Source organism: Roseovarius nitratireducens (assembly GCF_002925845.1).
Taxonomy (GTDB): domain Bacteria; phylum Pseudomonadota; class Alphaproteobacteria; order Rhodobacterales; family Rhodobacteraceae; genus Roseovarius; species Roseovarius nitratireducens.
In genome coordinates this window covers 105,875-123,963 of sequence record NZ_PDNI01000071.1, presented here as the reverse complement: position 1 = coordinate 123,963, position 18,089 = coordinate 105,875, and the positions used below count along the sequence as shown (strand labels likewise).

Here is an 18,089-nt window from a genome sequence, read left to right as displayed (position 1 = left end):
ACCGTCACGGCCCTCACCTATGTTACAGCCATGAAACACGCCGTCCCGCTCTTCGCCCTGTCCGCCGTGCTGCTTGTCTGCGCCCCCCCCGCCGCCGCGCAGCAGGAAGAGGACGGGCGCTCGCTCATGGAAGAGGGCGCACAACTCTTCTGGGACGGCTTGCGGCGCGAGCTCGGCCCCGCGCTGGAAAGCCTGCGCGACCGCGCCGACGAGATGGAGCCGGCGCTGCGCGATTTCGCCGAGCGGATGGGTCCGGCATTGGCAGACCTGCTGGAAAAGATCGACGACCTGAGCGCCTATCACCCGCCCGAGATGCTACCCAACGGCGACATCATCCTGCGCCGCAAGACGCCGCAGGAAATGAAGGACGCAGCCCCCGAGGGCGAGATCGAGATCTAGCCACGCAGAACAGCGCCCGGGTTCATGATGCCCGCAGGGTCGAGCGCCGCCTTGATGGCGCGCATCGCGTCCAGTTTCACCGGATCGCCATAGCGTTCGAGATCCTCGACCTTGAGCCGCCCGATCCCGTGCTCGGCGCTGACAGAGCCGTCCATCTCGTGCACGAGGTCATGAACCGCGCGCTTGATCGCGTCGCGCTTCGCCACATGATCGGCGCGGTTGCGCCCGGGCATGGGGAACACGTTGTAATGCAGATTGCCATCGCCCAGGTGGCCGAAGCAGTTGACGCGGAAATCACCTATCCGGGCAATCTCTCCGGCGCCTCTCGCGATGAAATCCGGGATCGCCGACAGGGGCAGCGAAATGTCGTGCGAGCTGACCGAGCCGATGCGGCGGTTGGCCTCGGGGATCTGCTCGCGCACCTCCCAGAATTCGTGCCGCTGCGCCTGCGATTGCGCGATCATGCCGTCGCTTACCAGCCCTGCCTCGAAGCCTTCGGCGAACAGCGCCTCCAGCGCCGCCGCGGGATCGAGGCCGCGCGCCAGCCCCACATCGATAAGCACGCACCATTCCGGCGGTACGGCGAAGGGCTGCCGGATATCCGGCAACGTCTCGGCCAGGAAATCAAGGCCCTGCCGGTGCATGATCTCGAAGGCGCTGATTCCCTCGCCCATGTGATCGCGCGCCAGCGCCAGCAGGTCGAGCGCCGCGCGCGGCCCCGCCACCGCCATGAGCGCGGTGCCCTCTCCCGCCGGGCGCGGTGCAAGCTTCAGCGTGGCGGCGGTGATGACCCCCAGCGTGCCCTCCGAACCGATGAGCAGATTGCGCAAGTCATAGCCGGTGTTGTCCTTGCGCAAGCGTTTCAGCCCGTGCCAGACGCGCCCGTCGGGCAGCACCGCCTCCAACCCCAGGCACAGGTCGCGCGCATTGCCGTATCTCAGCACGTTGACCCCGCCCGCATTGGTCCCCAACAGCCCACCGATACGCGCCGAGCCCTTGGCCGCGATGGAAAGCGGAAAGAGCCGGTTCGCCGCGTCTGCCGCCGAGTGGATGTCCTGCAGGATCGCCCCCGCCTCGACGATCATCACGTTCTCGTCCGGCCAGAGCCCGCGCACCGCGCGCATCCGCTCGAGACTGAGGATCACCGGCACCGGGCCGTCCACTGCTACCTGCCCGCCAACAAGGCCCGTGCCGCCGCCATAGGGCACCACCGGCACCCCCGCCTCGGCACAGGCGCGCACCACATGCGCCACGCCCTCTACATCGCCCGGGGCCACGACCACGCCCCGCCCCTGCCAGCGCCCGCGCGGCTCCTCGAAATAGCGCGGCTCGGCCTCGCGAAAGGCCGCGTCAGGCAGCACCGTGCGCAGGCCGTCTATGAAACCAGGTGTGGCGGAACTGAGCGTCATGCCCCCTAGCTATCACAGCCGTCGGACAAGGCCAGCCGCTCCCCGTTTCATCTTGCTATAAATATCCAAGTATCCTGCTCACAACCGTGAGGAAATCACGCCAGTGTTGAAGCCACCCATGCGCAGCTCGCCGAAGAGACGCTGATATTCGATCTTGGGGCAGTGGTTCATCACCACGTCCACGCCGCGCGCGCGGGCCATCTCTGCCGCCTGCGGGTGCTCCACCCCGATCTGCATCCAGATCGTCCGCAGGTCTGGAAAGGTCTCCAGCGCGTCTTCCACGATGGGCGGCACGTGCTCGGAGCGGCGAAAGATATCGACCATGTCCACCCTGCCCTCGATGTCGGACAGCGACGCCACCACCGTCTGGCCAAAGAGCATCCGCCCCGCGTGACCGGGATTGACCGGGATCACCTCGAATTTCTGGAGGCTCAGGTAGCGGGCCACGTAATAGGACGGGCGTACCGGGTTCATCGACACGCCGACCATTGCCACACGGCGGGTGCGGGTCAGGATCTCGCGCAGGTGGGAATCAGTGTAGGTTTCGCTCATGGCGGTCATAAATCACGAAGCGGGCCGAGAAAAAAGCGCCCAAGATGATGCTTGGGCGCCAGTCGCGGAACGAGGGACAGTGATATGAGGCGACGGTGTTCCGTCGCGCCGCCTCTGGAATATAGATAGGCTCGGTTTCCATGATATAAAGGGTTTGTAATACGCCCGTGACCAAACGTGACAGGGGACATCAATCGAACACGTCCTCGACCACGTCCCAGATTTCCTCGAAAATGCGCCGCCCGATACCCTTGCGGCGCTTGCATTTGCACGGCGGGTGCGCGGCCCGTGTTCTGTCGTTGTAGTCTTGCCGTGGCAGTGGCATGGGCCGACCCTTGGGGCGCGGGCGATCTGATTTCGACGTTGGCATCGCCTTCATGTCATGGAGCGGCGCGCCGCAGCTTGAACAGGTCAGCTCGTGGCGCACCCGGTCGAGCACGAGGGCCGCACGCGTGCCGCAGTAATTGCATGTGGCGATCTTGTGGCCCATGACGCTCCATATCAGTCAAATCCGCGCATTTTCCAAGCCCTCCCCGGCGCGAAATCGTCGCTCGCGGCGCGGGTGCGTTTCTGGGCGGCGGGCGGGCCGACGGCTCCTCCTTCGATTTCTGGGCGGTGCTTCAGGGGCGGACGGAGGTGACCGGCTTTCCGCTCGATACGGTGCATTACGGCGCGGCGGGGGTGATGTTTCTCATCCTCGCCTACGTGGTGCTGCGCGTCTTCACCCGCGTTAATTCCGAGGCCGCCGAACGGGACGGCAACCGCAAGGGCCTGCGCAACGCCTGTTACCGGGTGCTGGGCCGGGTGATCCTCGGGGTGGTCGCCGTGCTCGGGATCAAGATGGCGGTCGGGGCCGTGGCACCGGATTTCCTCGGCTTCTGGAACCGGCTCAACCTCACCTTCGTGCTGGAGGCGGCGGGGCTTTTCGCCTTCGGGCTGGCATGGATGATCAAGGGGCGGGTGCTTTCGGTGTTCGAGGATGCCGCGGCACGGGCTCAGCCGCGCGCGGCGTAAAGCGCGACGGCGGCGGCGTTCGAGACGTTGAGCGAGCCGAAACCGCCCGCCGCGTCGATGCGCACGAGCGCGTCCACCGTCTCGCGCGTGCGCGGGCGCAGACCCGGCCCCTCGGCCCCCAGGACAAGCGCCACGGGCCGGTCACGACGCCCTTCGAGCGCCGTCTCGATCGTCTGATCCGCCTCGCCCGCGAGGCCAAGCACGAGGTAGCCCATGCCCTGCAGCTCAGTGATCGCGTCGGCAAGGTTGCGCACACGCAGGTAGGGCTGGCGCTCCAGCGCGCCGCTGGCAGATTTCGCGAGCGCACCGGTCTCGGGGGCCGAATGGTGGCGCGGGGCGATCACCGCGCGCGCACCGAACACCTCTGCCGAGCGCAGGATCGCGCCGACGTTGTGCGGATCGGTCACCCGGTCGAGCAGCACCAGCCGCGGCGCACCAGGGCCGTCGCGCAGCGCGAGATCAGCCAGCTTGCCCCAGTCGAGCGGCTTCACCTCCAGCGCCGCGCCCTGGTGCACCGATCCCGGATCGAGCGGCGCGGTGAACTTGCGCGGATCGGCCATCTCGGGCTCTATCCCGCTCATGGCGATGGCCTCGGACAGCTTGTCAGCGGCGTTGCGCGTGACCACGAGACGCAGCTTCTCGCGGCGGGGATTTTCCAGCGCATCGCGCACCGCGTGCAGCCCGAAGAGCCACACCGTCCCGGCGGCCTCGACCCGCCGCGCCTGCTCTTTCTCGATCACCCAGCGGGGTTTCTTCATCGGCCGCGCGCCCCCTCTCGTCCAAGGTTCCGTCCTTGCACCGCCGCGACAGGGCGCGCAAGCGATTTTCCGGTTGACGGGCCGCGGCGCCAATTCTAAGACGCCCGGCACGTGGGCGACAGGCCGCAAGGTGTGGCAGGGGACTGTAACTCCCTCGCGGAGACGCACGCTAGGTTCGATTCCTAGGTCGCCCACCACTTTCCCCCTTTCTGAGCCCGCCCCCCGGCGACTATAGTTCCGTAAGAAACGCGGGGGCATGGGCATGGCGCAACCGACCGAGGCGGGGACCGGTTTCAACATCGTGGTCGTCGGGCAGAGCGGGCGGCTGCAATACGAGGCGCTGATCTTCGCCGCCTCGCTGCGCGCGATGTCGCCGGGCTTCACCGGGCGGCTCTTGGTGGCCGAGCCGCAGCCGGGACCGCTATGGCGCAACGATCCGCGTATCGCCGGGGAGGAAACCCGCGCCCGGCTGGCGGAACTGGACGCCGAGATCGTGCCCTTCGCATCACACCATTTCGGACAACCCTACCCCTATGGCAACAAGATCGAGGCGCTGCTCGCGCTGCCCGAGGGCGAGCCATTCGTGTTCTTCGACACCGACACGCTGGTAACGGGTGAATTGACGGATGTGCCGTTCGATTTCGACCGCCCCTCCGCCTCGCTGCGCCGCACCGGCACATGGCCCGAGCCGGACCTCTACGGCCCCGGCTACACGGCGATCTGGAAATCGCTCTACGACAGGTTCGGGCTGGATTTCGAAAGCTCGCTCGATCTGAGCCAACCCGACGAGTACTGGAAGCGATATCTATATTTCAACGCGGGCTTCTTCTACTACCGCTGCCCGCGTGTCTTTGGTGAGCGGTTCCTCGAATATGCGCTTGCCATCCGCGACGACCCGCCGCCGGAACTCGTGTGCCAGTCGCTCGATCCCTGGCTCGACCAGGTCGCGCTGCCGCTGGTTATCCACGCCCTTGGTGGCGGGCGCGACACGCTGCCAGTGGGTCTGCTCGATGGCGCGGTGACCTGCCATTACCGCACCCTGCCCCTGCTCTACGCGCGTGAGAGCGACCGGGTGATCGCCGTGCTCGAGGAGGTGACCTCCCCGAACAAGATCAAGAAGGTGCTCAAGGAATACGACGCCATAAAGCGCATGATCTACCAGGGGCGTGGGCAGAAGGTGCGTGCGCTCTTTGACCAGGACAACCTGCCGCGCCGTGAACAGGCGATCCGCAACGCGATCAAGCGCAACGGATTCTGGATGCGCTGATCCCGCAGCGATGCGCGAACCGGAACCGCCGGAACGGGGTATTTTTACCAAGAAGAAACCACGGCCGGCTTCTTCTTGGCCCAAATACCCAACCACGTCGGAGGCCGCACCCCCGGTTCAGGTGTCGAACACCGCCCCCATATCGGCGAAGCCCTTGACCTCGATCGGGTTGCCAGACGGGTCGCGGAAGAACATCGTCCATTGCTCGCCTGGCTCGCCCTTGAACCGCACCGAGGGCGGGATCGCGAACTCGACCTCTGCCGCCTCCAGTCGCCCGGCCAGCGCGCGCCAGTCGTCGAGCGGCAGCACCACGCCGAAATGCGGCATAGGCACCATGTGATCGCCCACCTTGCCGGTAGGGGCGGTGGCCAGCGGTTCACCGACGTGAAGCGACAACTGGTGCCCGAAGAAGTCGAAATCCACCCATGTTTCTGTCGAGCGCCCCTCGACGCCGCCCAACACGCCACTGTAGAATTCGCGCGCTGCGTCAAGATCGGTGACATTGATTGCCAGATGAAACGGGTGTGCCATATTGGGCCTCCTCATGCCTGTTGCGGGGCACCTTTCAATGCCGTAACCGGGTTTTCAAGTATTTCCGAAGGGAGGAGCCCCGAGATGACCTATGGTTTCGACACGTTGCAGATTCATGCGGGCGCGCGCCCCGACCCGACGACCGGCGCCCGTCAGGTGCCAATCTACCAGACGACCGCCTACGTGTTCCGCGATGCCGAGCACGCGGCGGCGCTCTTCAACCTGCAGGAAGTGGGATACATCTACTCGCGCCTGACCAACCCCACCGTGGCCGCCCTGCAGGAACGTGTCGCCACGCTCGAGGGCGGCGCGGGCGCGGTGTGCTGCTCGTCGGGGCACGCGGCGCAGATCATGGCGCTTTTCCCGCTGATGGGGCCGGGTCTCAACGTGGTGGTTTCGACGCGGCTCTATGGCGGGTCGATCACGCAGTTCAGCCAGACGATCAAGCGCTTCGGCTGGGAGGCGAAATTCGTCGACATCGACGACGCCGACGCCATCCGCGCCGCCATCGACGACAACACGCGCGCGATATTCTGCGAGTCGATCGCCAACCCCGGCGGGCACATCGCCGATCTCGATGCCGTGGCGGGGCTCGCGGACGAGGCGGGACTGCCGCTCATCGTCGACAATACCTCGGCCACGCCCTATCTCTGCCGACCGCTCGAACACGGGGCGACGCTGGTGGTGCATTCGATGACCAAGTTCCTCACCGGCAACGGCACGGTGACCGGCGGGTGCGTCGTGGATTCGGGGCAGTTCGACTGGTCGGCCTCGGGCAAGTTCCCCTCGCTGAGCGAGCCCGAACCCGCGTATCACGGGCTCAAGTTCCACGAGACCTTCGGGCCGCTTGCGTTCACCTTTCACGGCATCGCCGTGGGGCTGCGCGACCTCGGCATGACCCTCAACCCGCAGGCGGCACATTACACGCTGATGGGGATCGAGACCCTCAGCCTGCGCATGCAACGCCATTGCGAGAACGCCGAGAAGGTCGCGGGCTGGCTCGAGAGTCACCCGGCGGTCGAAAGCGTGACCTATGCCGGGCTACCCTCGTCGCCCTGGCACGACCGTGTGGCGCGCATCTGCCCCAAGGGGGCGGGCGGGCTGTTCACCGTGGCGCTCAAGGGCGGATATGACGCCTGCGTGCGGCTGGTGGACAGCCTCGATCTGTTCAGCCATGTCGCCAATCTCGGCGACACGCGCAGCCTCGTGATCCATTCCGCCTCGACCACGCACCGGCAGTTGACCGAGGAACAGCAGGTCGCGGCCGGGGCCGCGCCCAACGTGGTGCGGATTTCCATCGGGATCGAGGATGCCGACGACCTGGTCGCCGATCTCGATCAGGCGCTGGCGCGTGCGTCTGGCTGACGGGGGCGACGCGACCGCGCGCGGGCATGCGCGCGGTTCCGCCGGTTGACCGCCGCGCGCCGCCGCGTCAGGCTCGAAGACGCTCTTGAGACTCCCGGTGGTGGCGTGCGCGTGGTAAGACGAACCCGATGAAACCGAATTTCGCCCTCGACCTGACGTTCGACGGAATTGCGCTCCTGCATCGCGCGGGAGAGGCGGGGTGGCACGTCGTCGGCGAGGTGGCGCTCGACTCGCCATCGCTGAGCGACGATCTCGCAGCGCTGCGCAAGAAGGCGAACACGCTCGATCCCGCGGGAATGCGCACCAAGCTCGTCATTCCAGACGAGCAAATCCGCTATCTCGACATTCCCGAGGCCTCTGCACCCCACGGCGATCACGATGCGGCGGCGGCCGACGCGCTGGACGGGGCCACACCCTACGCACTGGACGATCTCGCCTACGACTGGACCGTGAGCGGCAAGCGGCTCTACATCGCCGCCGTCGCACGAGAGACGCTGGAAGAAGCGGAAAGTTTCGCCATCGAGCACGGTTTGAACCCGATCTGCTTCGTGGCCGATCCCGACCAGAATATCTATGAGGGCGAGCCGTTCTTCGGCATGACCGGGAAAGCCGAGGCCTCTGGCACCGTCGAGCGTGATACCGGCCCGCTGAAACGTCTCGGCGCGCTTCCACTGGCCGAGACGGACGAGGCCGTTGCCGACGAGCCGGGGCCGGAGACCTTGTCCTTTTCAAGCGTGCGCGCCGAACGCGGCATGCCCCCCAAGACCGCGCCGCGGCTCGAGGGGGTGGCGCGCATCACACCGACCCCGCTGCCCGACGCGGACGCACGTGCCATCAGCGGGGCTGCGCATGCCAGTCTCGCACCGCGCGACGACGCCCCCACGCTCGGCCCCGCGACCGACAGGACCACGACCCCGAAGCCGCGGCACAAGGCACCGAAGGCCGATACCGGCCCGACCGATACCACCGGAGCGCCAGGCCCTAACCCGGCCGCGACAGAGGCCGGCGCAGCGTCACTGACACCAGCCGACGAGGCCGAACGGCTGACCATATTCGGCGCGCGTAGCACGGCAGATGCGCGCCGAAGAAAGCCGGGTTTCCTGGGACTCATGCTCACGGCAGCCTTGCTGATCGCCCTGATCGGCGTCGCGACATGGGCCGCGATCTTTCCCGAGTCGGGGCTGGGCAAGCTGCTGCGCGGGGGCGAGCCGCAGGTCGCGGTGACGCCCGACATCCCCGAACTGGAGAGCACCGGCTCGCAGCCATCGGCAGACACCGCGGAAACCGAACCTGCCGAGCCTGCCGATACCGGTCTCGACGCGCCTGAGCCGGCACCGGCGCCCCGTGAGCCCGGCGTCGCTGCCCTGTCCGCCCCCGAAGAGCCCGCCACAGCCAAGGACGACGAGACCGGACCCGCCGAGGAACCCGGCGCGGAGAGTGCGGCAGGCGGCTGGACGGCACCGCGCACCCCCGAGGAGGCCCGGGCCCGCTATGCCGCCACGGGCATCTGGCCCTCGGCACCAGAGGCACCGGACGAGCCGAGAACCGGGAGCCTTGACACCTTTTACCAGACATCGATCGACAAACAGGTGAACCTCGGTGACGCCGTCGCGCTACCACAAGCGCGCGCGCTCGCAGCCGATCTCGTGCCGCCGCGGCCCGCTCTGCCGCCGCCGCCGGGCCGGACATTCGAGCTCGACGCGCGCGGCCTCGTGCGCGCAACGCCGGAGGGGGCGCTCACGCCCGAGGGCGTTCGCGTCGTTGCCGGCCCGCCCCCTGTTCTCCCTCCGGAAACGCCGCCGCGCGCCGTGCCCCTTCCCGGGCTCACCCCGACGGACGAGGCGGCAGAGGCGCGCGAGAACCTGTCGGGTATCCGCCCGCGGCTGCGGCCCGAAACGCTGGTCGAAGAGCACGAGCGCGGTGCTCTTGGCGGGCGCACGCGGACCGAGCTGGCGACGCTGCGCCCCCGAACCCGTCCGGCAGAGACAATCGCGCGTGCCGACGCGGAAGCGGTGGCGGCGGCGGTGGCCGAGGCAACCGACGAGGCCGTGACCGAATCGCTCAAGCCACGGCTGCGGCCCAAGGCGATTGCGCGCGAAGCGACGCCACGCCGTGCCGCCGCGGCGGGGCCGACCATCCCGACCTCCGCTTCGATCGCCCAGCGCGCGACCGTGCGCAATGCAATCAATCTGCGACAGGTTAACCTCATCGGCGTCTACGGTACGCCATCGAACCGGCGCGCCCTTGTCCGCCTGTCGAACGGACGATATCGCAAGGTGCAGGTCGGTGACCGGATCGACGGCGGTCGGGTCCTGGCCATCGGCGATACGGAGTTGCGCTACAGCAAGAGCGGCCGCAGCGTGGTGCTGCGGATGCCCCGGGGCTAAGGGGCCAGAGCGCACACAAACGAGGGCCGGGCGATGGAAGGGGTTCTGTTTCAGGCGACGATACTCCTGGTGGCGATGGTCGTCGCCGTGCCGCTGGCGGCGCAGCTCGGCTTCGGCTCGGTGCTGGGATACCTCGCTGCCGGGATCGCGATCGGTCCGGTCCTCGGGCTGGTCGGCGGGTATGAGACCGCCGAGTTGCAGCACATGGCCGAATTCGGCGTGGTCCTGATGCTGTTCCTTATCGGGCTCGAGCTGGAGCCGCGCGCGCTATGGGATATGCGGCACCGGCTTCTGGGGCTCGGGGGGCTTCAGATCGGGCTGACCACCGCCGCGATCATGCTCGGCGGCCTCTGGCTAGGGCAGGTGTGGACGGTGGCGCTGGCCGTCGGCTTGGCGCTGGCGCTGTCCTCGACAGCAATCGTGTTGCAGACCCTCAACGAGAAGGGATTGATGCAGACCGGCGGCGGGCGCTCGGCCTTTTCGGTGCTGCTGACGCAGGACATCGCGGTGATCCCGATACTGGCCCTGCTGCCGCTGCTGGCACTGCCGCGCACGATGGACATGGTCTTTGCCGCCGCGCGTGAGCGCGCGGAAAATGCGCACACGGTCACCGAGGCGGCCCCACACGAGGCGGCGCAGAACTTCATCGCCAGCCTGCCGGGCTGGGCGGCGACGCTGGTGACGGTGGCGGCGGTGGCGGCGATCATCCTGGCCGGTGTCTATCTCACGCGACCAGTCTTTCGCTTCATCCACACCGCGCGGCTACGCGAGATGTACACGGCGCTCGCGCTGCTGATCGTGGTGGGAATCTCGTTCCTGATGATGCTCGTGGGCCTGTCGCCCGCGCTTGGCGCATTCCTCGCGGGCGTGGTGCTGGCCAACAGCGAGTTTCGCCACGAGCTGGAAAGCGACCTTGCGCCGTTCAAGGGGCTGCTGCTGGGGCTGTTCTTCATAACCGTCGGAGCGGGGATGGATTTCAGCGTGCTGCAGGGCGCGCCGCTTCTCGTGCTGGGGCTCGCGGGCGGGCTGATCCTGACCAAGGGGGCAATCCTCTACGTGCTTGGCCGGGCCTTCGCGCTGCGCGGGCGCGATCTGTGGCTGTTCACCCTGTCGCTGGCGCAGGCCGGCGAATTCGGCTTCGTGCTGGTCGCGTTCTCGAATCAACAGAACGTGCTGCCGCGTGGCATGGGAGAGATCCTGCTGCTGGTGATCGCCCTGACCATGCTCATCACGCCGCTGCTGTTCCTGCTCTTCGACAGGATGTCATGGCACATGGCGACCACTGCCGCGACACCCGAGGCCGACGAGATCGACCGCACCGGGCAGGTCATCATCGCCGGGATCGGGCGGTTCGGACAGGTCGTCAACCGGCTGGTGCGGTCGAGCGGTTTCGACACGGTGGTGCTCGACAACGACCTGATGGCGATCCAGAGGATGCGCCGCTTTGGCGTCAAGGGCTTCTTCGGCGATCCGACGCGGCCCGATCTGCTACACGCCGCGGGCATCGGCGAGGCGCGCGTTCTCGTCGCCGCGCTCGATGACCCAGATGCCTGCGTGCGGCTCGTTTCATTCGCCCGGCGCGAGCGGCCTGACCTGCACATCGTGGCGCGCGCGCGCGACCGCACCCATGTTTTCCGCCTCTATAAGGCGGGGGCCAACGACATCGTGCGCGAGGTCTTTGACGGATCGCTGCGCGCCGGTCGATACGTGCTGGAGAATGTCGGGCTGACGGAATTCGAGGCAGCAGAAGCGGAGAAGCTGTTCTACCAGCACGACCGGCAGTCCGTGCGCGAACTGGCCGCGCTGTGGGATCCGGACGTGCCGACGTTTGAGAATGCTGCCTACATCGCGCGGGCACGAGAGCTCGAGGCGGATTTGCAGACGATGCTGCTCACCCAGCTCGAGGAAAGCTCCGCCGCACCACATGAGCGCGGCGAAGACTGAGGCGCGGCTCTGGTTCGATCACTCGGTGCTGTCGGCGGGGCTGGCGTTAAGCAGGCCGTAGCGCTCGGCTCCGAGGCTGTCGAACAGGTCGATCTGCGTTTCGAGAAAGTCGATATGGCCCTCTTCGTCCGCGATCAGCTCTTCGAACAGGTTCTTGGAGACATAGTCGTCCACGCTCTCGCAATGATTGCGGGTCTCGATATAGAGCGTGCGGGACTCGTTCTCCGCCGCGAGATCGGCGTCGAGCGTCTCTCGCAGGGTCTGGCCGATGCGCAGCGGGTCGAGCTTTTGCAGGTTGGGGTGACCGCCGAGAAAGATGATCCGCTCGATCAGCTTGTCGGCGTGGTGCATCTCTTCGATGCTCTCCTCGCGGGATTTCGCCGCGATCTTTCCGTATCCCCAATCCTCTTGCAAGCGATAGTGCAGCCAGTACTGGCTGACGGCGGTCAGTTCACTCCTGAGCGCCTTGTTGAGATAGTCGATTACCTTCTGGTCGCCTTTCATGGAGGTCTCCCTGTGTGGGTGCGCGCCGCAGGGCGCGCAGGTGCATGGGAACAGCGAGCGTCGACTGCTCGCTCATCGTGTCAATGAAAAGCGGCAGGCATCCACCGCAATCGGCGCGCTTGCCCAGCGCGCGATAGACCTTGCCCGGAGTGATGACCGTCTCGGGGCCGGAGGCGCGCATCCAGTCGATGGCGCGCCGGATATCGGTATCGGTAATGGCCATGCAGTGGCAGACGATCATCGTGCGGCAGTCCTTTTTCTCAGTGTAGCGTGGTCCCTGCGGGGCGGGCGGCCGCGAACGCCGCAGCATCTCGCAGCGTGGCGCGGTAGAGGTGCAGACCGAAGCGCTGCGCCGCGTCTGTAAGGCCTGTGATGGCCGGTCCATCGACCATCAGGCTCGCGAGCAGGAGCGCCTCGTCGCGCTCGCCCAGCGCCGCCTCTTGAACGAAGCGGGCGAATGTCGCCTCGTCCGCCCCCACACAGGGGCATTCCGGCGCATGGCAGGCAAGCGGACGCCGCCGCGCGGCACCGAGGATGCCGGCAAGATCGCACATTGCTGCCATGGCCGCTGCTGCCTGCCCCTCGGTCATCTGCGCGCGCAGGGTGACGAGCGCCGCCCCCGCGCCGCCGCGGTTCCAGCCACGCAGGGCCCCGATGACAAGTGCTGCAAGCGGCTCCACACCCCGCATGGCCGCCACGGGCAGTTCGCCGGAGAGATCGCGAGCATGTTTCATTTCGTCAGGATCAGTTTGCCCGCGCGGGTGATGCGCAGGGTGTAGGTTTGTCCGTCGAGGACGATATAGGCGGTATTGCCGCCCTCGGTAAGGTCGCGGGCGTCGTGGCAGGCGGCCTCTGCCAAGAGGCTGTGGCCGGCTCCGGTCTGGGCACGGATCATGTCAAGGTCTCCATTCGCTCGGGCGGTGGGGCGCGCGTCGCGCGGTCCCGCTCTCGGGTGCAAGATGCCGGGCTGACCGTGGTGGATTGGCTTGGCGCTCACAAGCTGAGTGAAATAGTCAGAACTGTCAATTCTGATTCTTTTTATCATATTACTGGCGCTTGATCTTCTCGCCCACCGGGATAACTATGACTCAGCAACACGGGCGTGCGGGGAATGATAAAATTCACTCTGAAATGTGAGCAGGGGCACCGCTTCGACAGTTGGTTCCAATCCGCGTCGGCCTTTGACCGGCTGTGCGAGACCGGCATGGTGGCGTGCGCGATCTGCGGATCGGCACGGGTCGAGAAGGCGCTGATGTCACCGCAGGTTCAGGGCGCGCGCGACGATCGGTCGCTCGCGGCTCAGCCGGGCAGCGCCGAACAGGTGATCGCCGCCCTGCGCCGCAAGGTCGAGGCCAATGCGGATTATGTGGGGCCGCAATTCGCACAAGAGGCGCGCGACATGCATGACGGGCACCTGCCCGAGCGCGCCATCTATGGCGAGGCACGGCCCGAGGAGGCAAGGCGCCTGATCGAGGATGGTATCCCGGTCGCCCCCCTGCCGTTTTCCCCGCGCCGCAAAACGAACTGAGGGTGCCCATGCATGTCGTCATCACGGGCGCGTCACGCGGCATCGGCGCGGAACTCGCGAAACGCTACCGGGCGGACGGGCACACGGTCACCGGCACGTCGCGCCGGGGTGGCGGCGGCCTCGTCGCGCTCGACGTGACCCGGGCAGAGGGCTTTGAAGACCTCGCCGCGCATCTCGGCGGGCGCGCGGTCGATCTGCTGGTGTGCAACGCGGGCATCTATCCCGACAAGGGGCAAGCACTCGACACGGGCTATCCCGCCTCGATGTGGGCGGAAACCTTTGCCACCAACGTCACCGGTGTGTTCCTGAGCGTGCAGGCGCTGCTGCCCAACCTGCGCGCGGCGCAAGGCGCGCGCATCGCCATCATCTCCAGCCAGATGGCGAGCCACACGCGTGCGCCGGGCGGCAGCTACATCTACCGCGCCTCCAAGGCGGCGGCGCTTAATCTCGGGCGCAACCTCGCCACCGACCTCGCCCCGGAGGGTATCGCCGTAGGCATCTATCACCCGGGCTGGGTACGCACCGACATGGGCGGCGACGCGGCGGATATCTCGGTGGACGAGGCCGCCGAGGGGCTGATTGCGCGGTTCGATGCGCTCGACAAGACCTCTACCGGCTGTTTCCAGACGTGGGACGGGCGCGATTACCCTTATTGACGGGGATGGGGCCGGAATCCTACCCAGGCATGCCCCTCGCCCACGACACCTGCCCCCTTGCGCCCAAATCTGCCCGCGCGTAAACCGCGCGCGAGTTTTCGCTTCAGGTCTCGCGCCATGCCCATTCTCGTGATGAAATTCGGCGGCACGTCCGTCGCCAATATCGACCGCATCCGCCGGGCCGCCAAGCGCGTGGGCGTCGAGGTGGCCAAGGGCTATGACGTGATCGTCATCGTCTCGGCCATGTCGGGCAAGACCAACGAGCTTGTGGGCTGGGTGGGCGAGATCTCGCCGCTCTACGACGCGCGCGAATATGATGCCGTGGTCAGTTCGGGCGAGAACGTGACCGCCGGGCTGATGGCGCTCACCTTGCAGGAGATGGATATCCCGGCGCGAAGCTGGCAGGGCTGGCAGGTGCCGCTGAAGACGAACGCCGCGCATTCCGCCGCGCGGATCGAGGACATCCCGCCCGACAACATCACCGCCAAGTTCGCCGAGGGCATGCGCGTGGCCGTGGTCGCGGGCTTCCAGGGGATCAGCCCCGAGGGCCGCATCACCACGCTGGGTCGCGGCGGCTCGGACACCACGGCCGTTGCCTTCGCCGCTGCCTTCGGTGCAGAGCGCTGCGATATCTACACCGACGTGGACGGGGTCTACACCACCGATCCGCGCATCAGCGCCAAGGCGCGCAAGCTCGACCGGATCGCATTTGAGGAGATGCTGGAATTGGCCTCGCTCGGGGCCAAGGTGCTTCAAACCCGTTCCGTCGAGCTCGCGATGCGCTACAATGTCAAGCTGCGGGTGCTGTCGAGTTTCGAAGAACAAAGCGACGAGGCAGGCACGCTTGTCTGTGCCGAGGAGGAAATCATGGAATCCAATATCGTCAGCGGCATCGCCTATTCCCGCGAGGAAGCGAAGATGACCCTCGTATCGGTCGCCGACCGCCCCGGCATCGCAGCGGCGATCTTCGGCCCGCTGGCCGAGGCCGGCGTGAACGTCGACATGATCATCCAGAACATCGCCGAAGAAGGCCGCACCGACATGACTTTTTCCTGCCCCACCGATCAGGTGCGGCGCGCGGAAAAGGCGCTCAACGCGGCCAAGGAAGCGGGCGAGATCAACTATCACGACCTGATCGCGGATACCGACGTGGCCAAGGTTTCTGCCGTGGGCATCGGGATGCGCAGCCAGTCCGGCGTGGCGGCCAAGATGTTCCAGACGCTTTGTGACGAAGGAATCAACATCAAGGTCATTGCAACCTCAGAGATCAAGATTTCCGTTCTGATCGACCGGAAATATATGGAACTCGCGGTTCAGGCCCTGCATGATGCGTTTGATCTCGACAAGGCGGCCTGACGCCGGACCCGACGCCAAAGCGCGGCAGGACGGTCGCCTCTGAACCGGCCCCGGGGGGCAAGGCGCGATGAGCGTGACGTTGAAGACCGACAGCCGCCAGATGCTCGGACGCCTGCGCTCGATCATGGCCGAGGAGGGCGGCGGGCAAACGCGGCTTGATCGCATCACCCGGCTTATCGCCGAGGAGATGCGCGCCGAGGTCTGCTCGATCTACCTGTTCCGCGACGTGGACACGCTCGAATTGTGCGCCACCGAGGGGCTCAAGGCCGAATCCGTCCACCAGACCCGGCTGCGACTGGGCGAGGGCCTTGTCGGGCGAGTGGCGCGGTCGGGCAACGTCATCAACACCGATGACGCGCCCTCGGCCCCCGGCTTTCGCTACATGCCCGAGACCGGCGAGGAGGCGTATTCCTCCTTCGTCGGCGTGCCTATCCAGCGGCTGGGCGAGAAGCTCGGCGTGCTGGTGACACAGTCGAAGCAGGCGAGGCGATTCTCCGAAGACGAGATCTACGCGCTCGAAGTAGTCGCGATGGTGCTCGCCGAGATGGCCGAACTCGGCGCCTTCGTTGGCGAGGGAGCGGCGATGACCGCGCTGCACAGCCGGCCGGTGATGTTCCGAGGCGCGAGCGCTCAGGAGGGCGCGGCACGGGGCCATGTCTGGCTGCACGAGCCGCGCGTGGTGGTGACCAACCCGATCGCTGAGGACCCCGCCCGCGAGATGGAGCGCCTGCACGAGGCCGTAGAGACGCTGCGTGTGGGCGTCGACCGGATGCTCGATTCGGCGCAAGGCGGCGACAAGGAACAGCTCGATGTGCTCGAAGCCTATCGGATGTTCGCCAACTCCAAGGGCTGGATGCGCCGGATGGAGGCCAATATCGACAGCGGCCTGTCTGCGGAGGCGGCGGTGGAAAAGGAGCAATCCGCCGCGCGCGCGCGCATGACGCAGGTCAACGACGCCTACCTGCGCGAGCGGTTGCACGACCTCGACGACCTCAGCAACCGCCTGCTGCGCATCCTCACCGGGCAGGGCCACGAGACCGGGGCCGAAATCCCCGCCGACCCGATCCTCGTTGCGCGCAATATCGGCCCCGCGGAGTTGCTCGATTACGGGCGCAGCCTGCGCGGCATCGTGCTGGAGGAAGGCGCGGTCGGCTCGCATGCCGCGATCGTGGCGCGCGCGCTCGCGATCCCGCTGGTCATCCATGCCGGACGGGTCACCACCGAGGCGCTCAACGGCGATTCGATCCTCGTGGACGGCGATCAGGGCATCGTGCACCTGCGACCCGACGATGCGGTAACGGCCGCGTTTCGCGACAAGATGGCGATGCAGGCCAAGGCGCAGGAGCGCTATGCCTCGATCCGCGAAAAACCGGCCGACACGCTGTGCGGTACGCATATCACGCTCAAGATGAACGCGGGGCTCATGGCCGACCTGCCCAGCCTCGAAAGCTCGGGCGCCGAGGGCGTCGGTCTGTTCCGCACGGAATTGCAGTTCCTCATCCGCAGCCACATGCCCAAGCGCGCCGAGCTGAGTGCGCTCTATGGCCGCGTTATGGACGCCGCCAAAGGCCGCCGCGTGGTGTTTCGCACACTCGACATCGGCTCGGACAAGGTGCTGCCCTACATGAAGGCCACGGACGAGCCCAACCCGGCGATGGGCTGGCGCGCAGTTCGCGTCGCGCTGGAAAAACCGGGCGTGATGCGGATGCAGCTTCAGGCGCTCATTCGCGGCGCGCAGGGGCGGCCGTTGTCGGTGATGTTTCCATTCGTGGCGCAGCACGACGAGTTCCGCGCCGCCCGCGCCGAGATGGACAAGGCGCTGGAGCGCGAGCGCATCCTCGGCCATCCGCTGCCGAGCGAGATCGAGGTGGGGGCCATGCTCGAGACCCCCTCGATCGCCTTCGCGCCGGACGCTTTCTACAACGAGGTGGATTTTCTCTCGGTCGGCGGCAACGATCTCAAGCAGTTCTTCTTTGCCGCCGACCGCGAGAACGAGCGGGTGCGGCGCCGATACGACACGCTCGACATGAGCTTTCTCAACTTCCTCGAGGGCATCGTCTATCGCTGTGCCACGCTGGGTACGCGGCTGAGCTTCTGCGGCGAGGATGCCGGGCGCCCGATCGAGGCGGCCTGTCTGACGGCGCTGGGGTTCCGGACGCTGTCGATGCGGCCCGCATCCATCGGCCCGGTCAAGAGCCTGCTGCGACGTACAAACCTGAACGAGCTGCGCGACATCCTGCACGAGGAACGCAGCCGCGGCTCGGAGAATCTGCGCCCCGCAGCGATGAATTACCTCCGCTCGAAGCTCTGACCCCCTCTGACGGCCCCAATACCGGTCATCATCGGGCTTGACCCGATGATCTCTTGCTCCGGCAGCTCTGCCTGTGCGCCCCCGCACGTCCCTTGCGCGGCCCCGGGG

General features: G+C 66.9%; 19 protein-coding genes and 1 tRNA gene. 11 read left to right on the top strand and 9 right to left on the bottom strand.

Features of this window, described 5'->3' with window-relative positions:
* Window positions 1–30: 30 nt before the first annotated feature.
* On the top strand, window positions 31–399 hold the full coding sequence (locus tag CRJ03_RS15735) for a hypothetical protein (protein ID WP_104019821.1): 369 nt from the start codon (window positions 31–33) through the stop codon (window positions 397–399).
* On the opposite strand, the gene CRJ03_RS15730 is transcribed toward CRJ03_RS15735, so the two are convergent.
* The 3 genes from CRJ03_RS15730 to CRJ03_RS15720 form a co-directional block, all read right to left on the bottom strand.
* Window positions 396–1,808 carry an FAD-binding oxidoreductase gene (locus CRJ03_RS15730; RefSeq protein ID WP_104019820.1) on the bottom strand — a complete coding sequence of 471 codons (1,413 nt, stop codon included), beginning with the start codon at window positions 1,806–1,808 and terminating at the stop codon, window positions 396–398. The genes CRJ03_RS15735 and CRJ03_RS15730 overlap by 4 nt on opposite strands.
* A 78-nt stretch (window positions 1,809–1,886) precedes the next feature.
* Window positions 1,887–2,360, bottom strand: a complete 474-nt coding sequence (locus CRJ03_RS15725; protein WP_104019819.1) for a CoA-binding protein — start codon at window positions 2,358–2,360, stop codon at window positions 1,887–1,889.
* 190 nt (window positions 2,361–2,550) lie between these two features.
* Window positions 2,551–2,850, bottom strand: a complete 300-nt coding sequence (locus CRJ03_RS15720; protein WP_104019818.1) for a hypothetical protein — start codon at window positions 2,848–2,850, stop codon at window positions 2,551–2,553.
* Window positions 2,851–2,996: 146 nt separating this feature from the next.
* On the opposite strand from CRJ03_RS15720, the gene CRJ03_RS15715 reads away from it, so the two are divergent.
* The gene (locus tag CRJ03_RS15715) at window positions 2,997–3,374 is read left to right on the top strand and encodes a hypothetical protein (protein WP_129590301.1); all 378 of its coding nucleotides are present in this window, start codon (window positions 2,997–2,999) and stop codon (window positions 3,372–3,374) included.
* Here the strand turns inward: CRJ03_RS15715 and rlmB are convergent.
* On the bottom strand, window positions 3,356–4,132 hold the full coding sequence (gene rlmB / locus CRJ03_RS15710) for a 23S rRNA (guanosine(2251)-2'-O)-methyltransferase RlmB (protein ID WP_104019816.1): 777 nt from the start codon (window positions 4,130–4,132) through the stop codon (window positions 3,356–3,358). The two genes, CRJ03_RS15715 and rlmB, sit on opposite strands and share 19 nt — an antisense overlap.
* A gap of 113 nt (window positions 4,133–4,245) precedes the next feature.
* Here rlmB and CRJ03_RS19975 point away from each other — a divergent pair.
* Window positions 4,246–4,329 (top strand) — tRNA-Tyr (locus CRJ03_RS19975).
* 65 nt (window positions 4,330–4,394) lie between these two features.
* Window positions 4,395–5,399 (top strand): GT-B fold glycosyltransferase domain-containing protein, encoded by a 1,005-nt coding sequence (locus CRJ03_RS15705; protein ID WP_104019929.1) that lies wholly within the window; start codon window positions 4,395–4,397, stop codon window positions 5,397–5,399.
* Between the two features lie 117 nt (window positions 5,400–5,516).
* Here CRJ03_RS15705 and CRJ03_RS15700 read toward each other — a convergent pair whose 3' ends face one another.
* Window positions 5,517–5,930, bottom strand: coding sequence for a VOC family protein (locus CRJ03_RS15700; protein WP_104019815.1), 414 nt, complete (start codon window positions 5,928–5,930; stop codon window positions 5,517–5,519).
* A gap of 84 nt (window positions 5,931–6,014) precedes the next feature.
* Here CRJ03_RS15700 and CRJ03_RS15695 point away from each other — a divergent pair, with 84 nt between their 5' ends.
* The 3 genes from CRJ03_RS15695 to CRJ03_RS15685 all read left to right on the top strand — a co-directional run bounded on the left by CRJ03_RS15695 (window position 6,015) and on the right by CRJ03_RS15685 (window position 11,626).
* Entirely contained in the window at window positions 6,015–7,295 is a 1,281-nt protein-coding gene (locus CRJ03_RS15695; RefSeq protein WP_104019814.1) for an O-acetylhomoserine aminocarboxypropyltransferase/cysteine synthase family protein, read from the top strand.
* A gap of 128 nt (window positions 7,296–7,423) precedes the next feature.
* Window positions 7,424–9,682, top strand: a complete 2,259-nt coding sequence (locus tag CRJ03_RS15690; protein WP_104019813.1) for a hypothetical protein — start codon at window positions 7,424–7,426, stop codon at window positions 9,680–9,682.
* A 33-nt stretch (window positions 9,683–9,715) separates the two neighbouring features.
* Window positions 9,716–11,626 carry a cation:proton antiporter domain-containing protein gene (locus CRJ03_RS15685; protein WP_104019812.1) on the top strand — a complete coding sequence of 637 codons (1,911 nt, stop codon included), beginning with the start codon at window positions 9,716–9,718 and terminating at the stop codon, window positions 11,624–11,626.
* Window positions 11,627–11,644: 18 nt separating this feature from the next.
* Here CRJ03_RS15685 and bfr read toward each other — a convergent pair whose 3' ends face one another.
* From bfr to CRJ03_RS15665, 4 genes are read right to left on the bottom strand one after another with little or no spacing between them, the layout of a single operon-like run.
* A complete protein-coding gene (gene bfr, locus CRJ03_RS15680) occupies window positions 11,645–12,130 on the bottom strand; it encodes a bacterioferritin (protein WP_104019811.1) in 486 nt (161 codons plus the stop codon).
* Window positions 12,078–12,371 (bottom strand): (2Fe-2S)-binding protein, encoded by a 294-nt coding sequence (locus tag CRJ03_RS15675; RefSeq protein ID WP_104019810.1) that lies wholly within the window; start codon window positions 12,369–12,371, stop codon window positions 12,078–12,080. Before CRJ03_RS15675 ends, bfr begins: the two co-directional genes overlap by 53 nt.
* Before the next feature lie 19 nt (window positions 12,372–12,390).
* Window positions 12,391–12,864, bottom strand: a complete 474-nt coding sequence (locus CRJ03_RS15670; protein WP_104019809.1) for a hypothetical protein — start codon at window positions 12,862–12,864, stop codon at window positions 12,391–12,393.
* The gene (locus CRJ03_RS15665) at window positions 12,861–13,025 is read right to left on the bottom strand and encodes a hemin uptake protein HemP (RefSeq protein ID WP_104019808.1); all 165 of its coding nucleotides are present in this window, start codon (window positions 13,023–13,025) and stop codon (window positions 12,861–12,863) included. The genes CRJ03_RS15670 and CRJ03_RS15665 overlap by 4 nt, the downstream gene beginning before the upstream one ends.
* Before the next feature lie 216 nt (window positions 13,026–13,241).
* On the opposite strand from CRJ03_RS15665, the gene CRJ03_RS15660 reads away from it, so the two are divergent.
* The 4 genes from CRJ03_RS15660 (at window position 13,242) to ptsP (ending at window position 17,981) form a co-directional block, all read left to right on the top strand.
* Complete coding sequence (locus CRJ03_RS15660) at window positions 13,242–13,658, top strand: DUF1178 family protein (RefSeq protein ID WP_104019807.1); 417 nt, start codon at window positions 13,242–13,244, stop codon at window positions 13,656–13,658.
* An 8-nt stretch (window positions 13,659–13,666) separates the two neighbouring features.
* A complete protein-coding gene (locus CRJ03_RS15655) occupies window positions 13,667–14,314 on the top strand; it encodes an SDR family NAD(P)-dependent oxidoreductase (RefSeq protein ID WP_104019806.1) in 648 nt (215 codons plus the stop codon).
* A 117-nt stretch (window positions 14,315–14,431) separates the two neighbouring features.
* A complete protein-coding gene (locus CRJ03_RS15650) occupies window positions 14,432–15,670 on the top strand; it encodes an aspartate kinase (RefSeq protein ID WP_104019805.1) in 1,239 nt (412 codons plus the stop codon).
* Window positions 15,671–15,737: 67 nt separating this feature from the next.
* Complete coding sequence (ptsP, locus tag CRJ03_RS15645) at window positions 15,738–17,981, top strand: phosphoenolpyruvate--protein phosphotransferase (protein WP_104019804.1); 2,244 nt, start codon at window positions 15,738–15,740, stop codon at window positions 17,979–17,981.
* Window positions 17,982–18,089: the final 108 nt, after the last annotated feature.

What these genes read in the sequence shown, in the direction of transcription:
- CRJ03_RS15695 (WP_104019814.1), top strand. Translation starts at nt 6,015, where the DNA reads ATGACCTATGGTTTCGACACGTTGCAGATTCATGCGGGCGCGCGCCCC.
- CRJ03_RS15685 (WP_104019812.1), top strand. Translation starts at nt 9,716, where the DNA reads ATGGAAGGGGTTCTGTTTCAGGCGACGATACTCCTGGTGGCGATGGTC.
- CRJ03_RS15690 (WP_104019813.1), top strand. Translation starts at nt 7,424, where the DNA reads ATGAAACCGAATTTCGCCCTCGACCTGACGTTCGACGGAATTGCGCTC.
- CRJ03_RS15670 (WP_104019809.1), bottom strand. Translation starts at nt 12,864, where the DNA reads ATGAAACATGCTCGCGATCTCTCCGGCGAACTGCCCGTGGCGGCCATG.
- CRJ03_RS15720 (WP_104019818.1), bottom strand. Translation starts at nt 2,850, where the DNA reads ATGGGCCACAAGATCGCCACATGCAATTACTGCGGCACGCGTGCGGCC.
- CRJ03_RS15725 (WP_104019819.1), bottom strand. Translation starts at nt 2,360, where the DNA reads ATGAGCGAAACCTACACTGATTCCCACCTGCGCGAGATCCTGACCCGC.
- bfr (WP_104019811.1), bottom strand. Translation starts at nt 12,130, where the DNA reads ATGAAAGGCGACCAGAAGGTAATCGACTATCTCAACAAGGCGCTCAGG.
- rlmB (WP_104019816.1), bottom strand. Translation starts at nt 4,132, where the DNA reads ATGAAGAAACCCCGCTGGGTGATCGAGAAAGAGCAGGCGCGGCGGGTC.
- ptsP (WP_104019804.1), top strand. Translation starts at nt 15,738, where the DNA reads ATGAGCGTGACGTTGAAGACCGACAGCCGCCAGATGCTCGGACGCCTG.
- CRJ03_RS15655 (WP_104019806.1), top strand. Translation starts at nt 13,667, where the DNA reads ATGCATGTCGTCATCACGGGCGCGTCACGCGGCATCGGCGCGGAACTC.
- CRJ03_RS15665 (WP_104019808.1), bottom strand. Translation starts at nt 13,025, where the DNA reads ATGATCCGTGCCCAGACCGGAGCCGGCCACAGCCTCTTGGCAGAGGCC.
- CRJ03_RS15730 (WP_104019820.1), bottom strand. Translation starts at nt 1,808, where the DNA reads ATGACGCTCAGTTCCGCCACACCTGGTTTCATAGACGGCCTGCGCACG.
- CRJ03_RS15735 (WP_104019821.1), top strand. Translation starts at nt 31, where the DNA reads ATGAAACACGCCGTCCCGCTCTTCGCCCTGTCCGCCGTGCTGCTTGTC.
- CRJ03_RS15650 (WP_104019805.1), top strand. Translation starts at nt 14,432, where the DNA reads ATGCCCATTCTCGTGATGAAATTCGGCGGCACGTCCGTCGCCAATATC.
- CRJ03_RS15700 (WP_104019815.1), bottom strand. Translation starts at nt 5,930, where the DNA reads ATGGCACACCCGTTTCATCTGGCAATCAATGTCACCGATCTTGACGCA.
- CRJ03_RS15705 (WP_104019929.1), top strand. Translation starts at nt 4,395, where the DNA reads ATGGCGCAACCGACCGAGGCGGGGACCGGTTTCAACATCGTGGTCGTC.
- CRJ03_RS15675 (WP_104019810.1), bottom strand. Translation starts at nt 12,371, where the DNA reads ATGATCGTCTGCCACTGCATGGCCATTACCGATACCGATATCCGGCGC.
- CRJ03_RS15660 (WP_104019807.1), top strand. Translation starts at nt 13,242, where the DNA reads ATGATAAAATTCACTCTGAAATGTGAGCAGGGGCACCGCTTCGACAGT.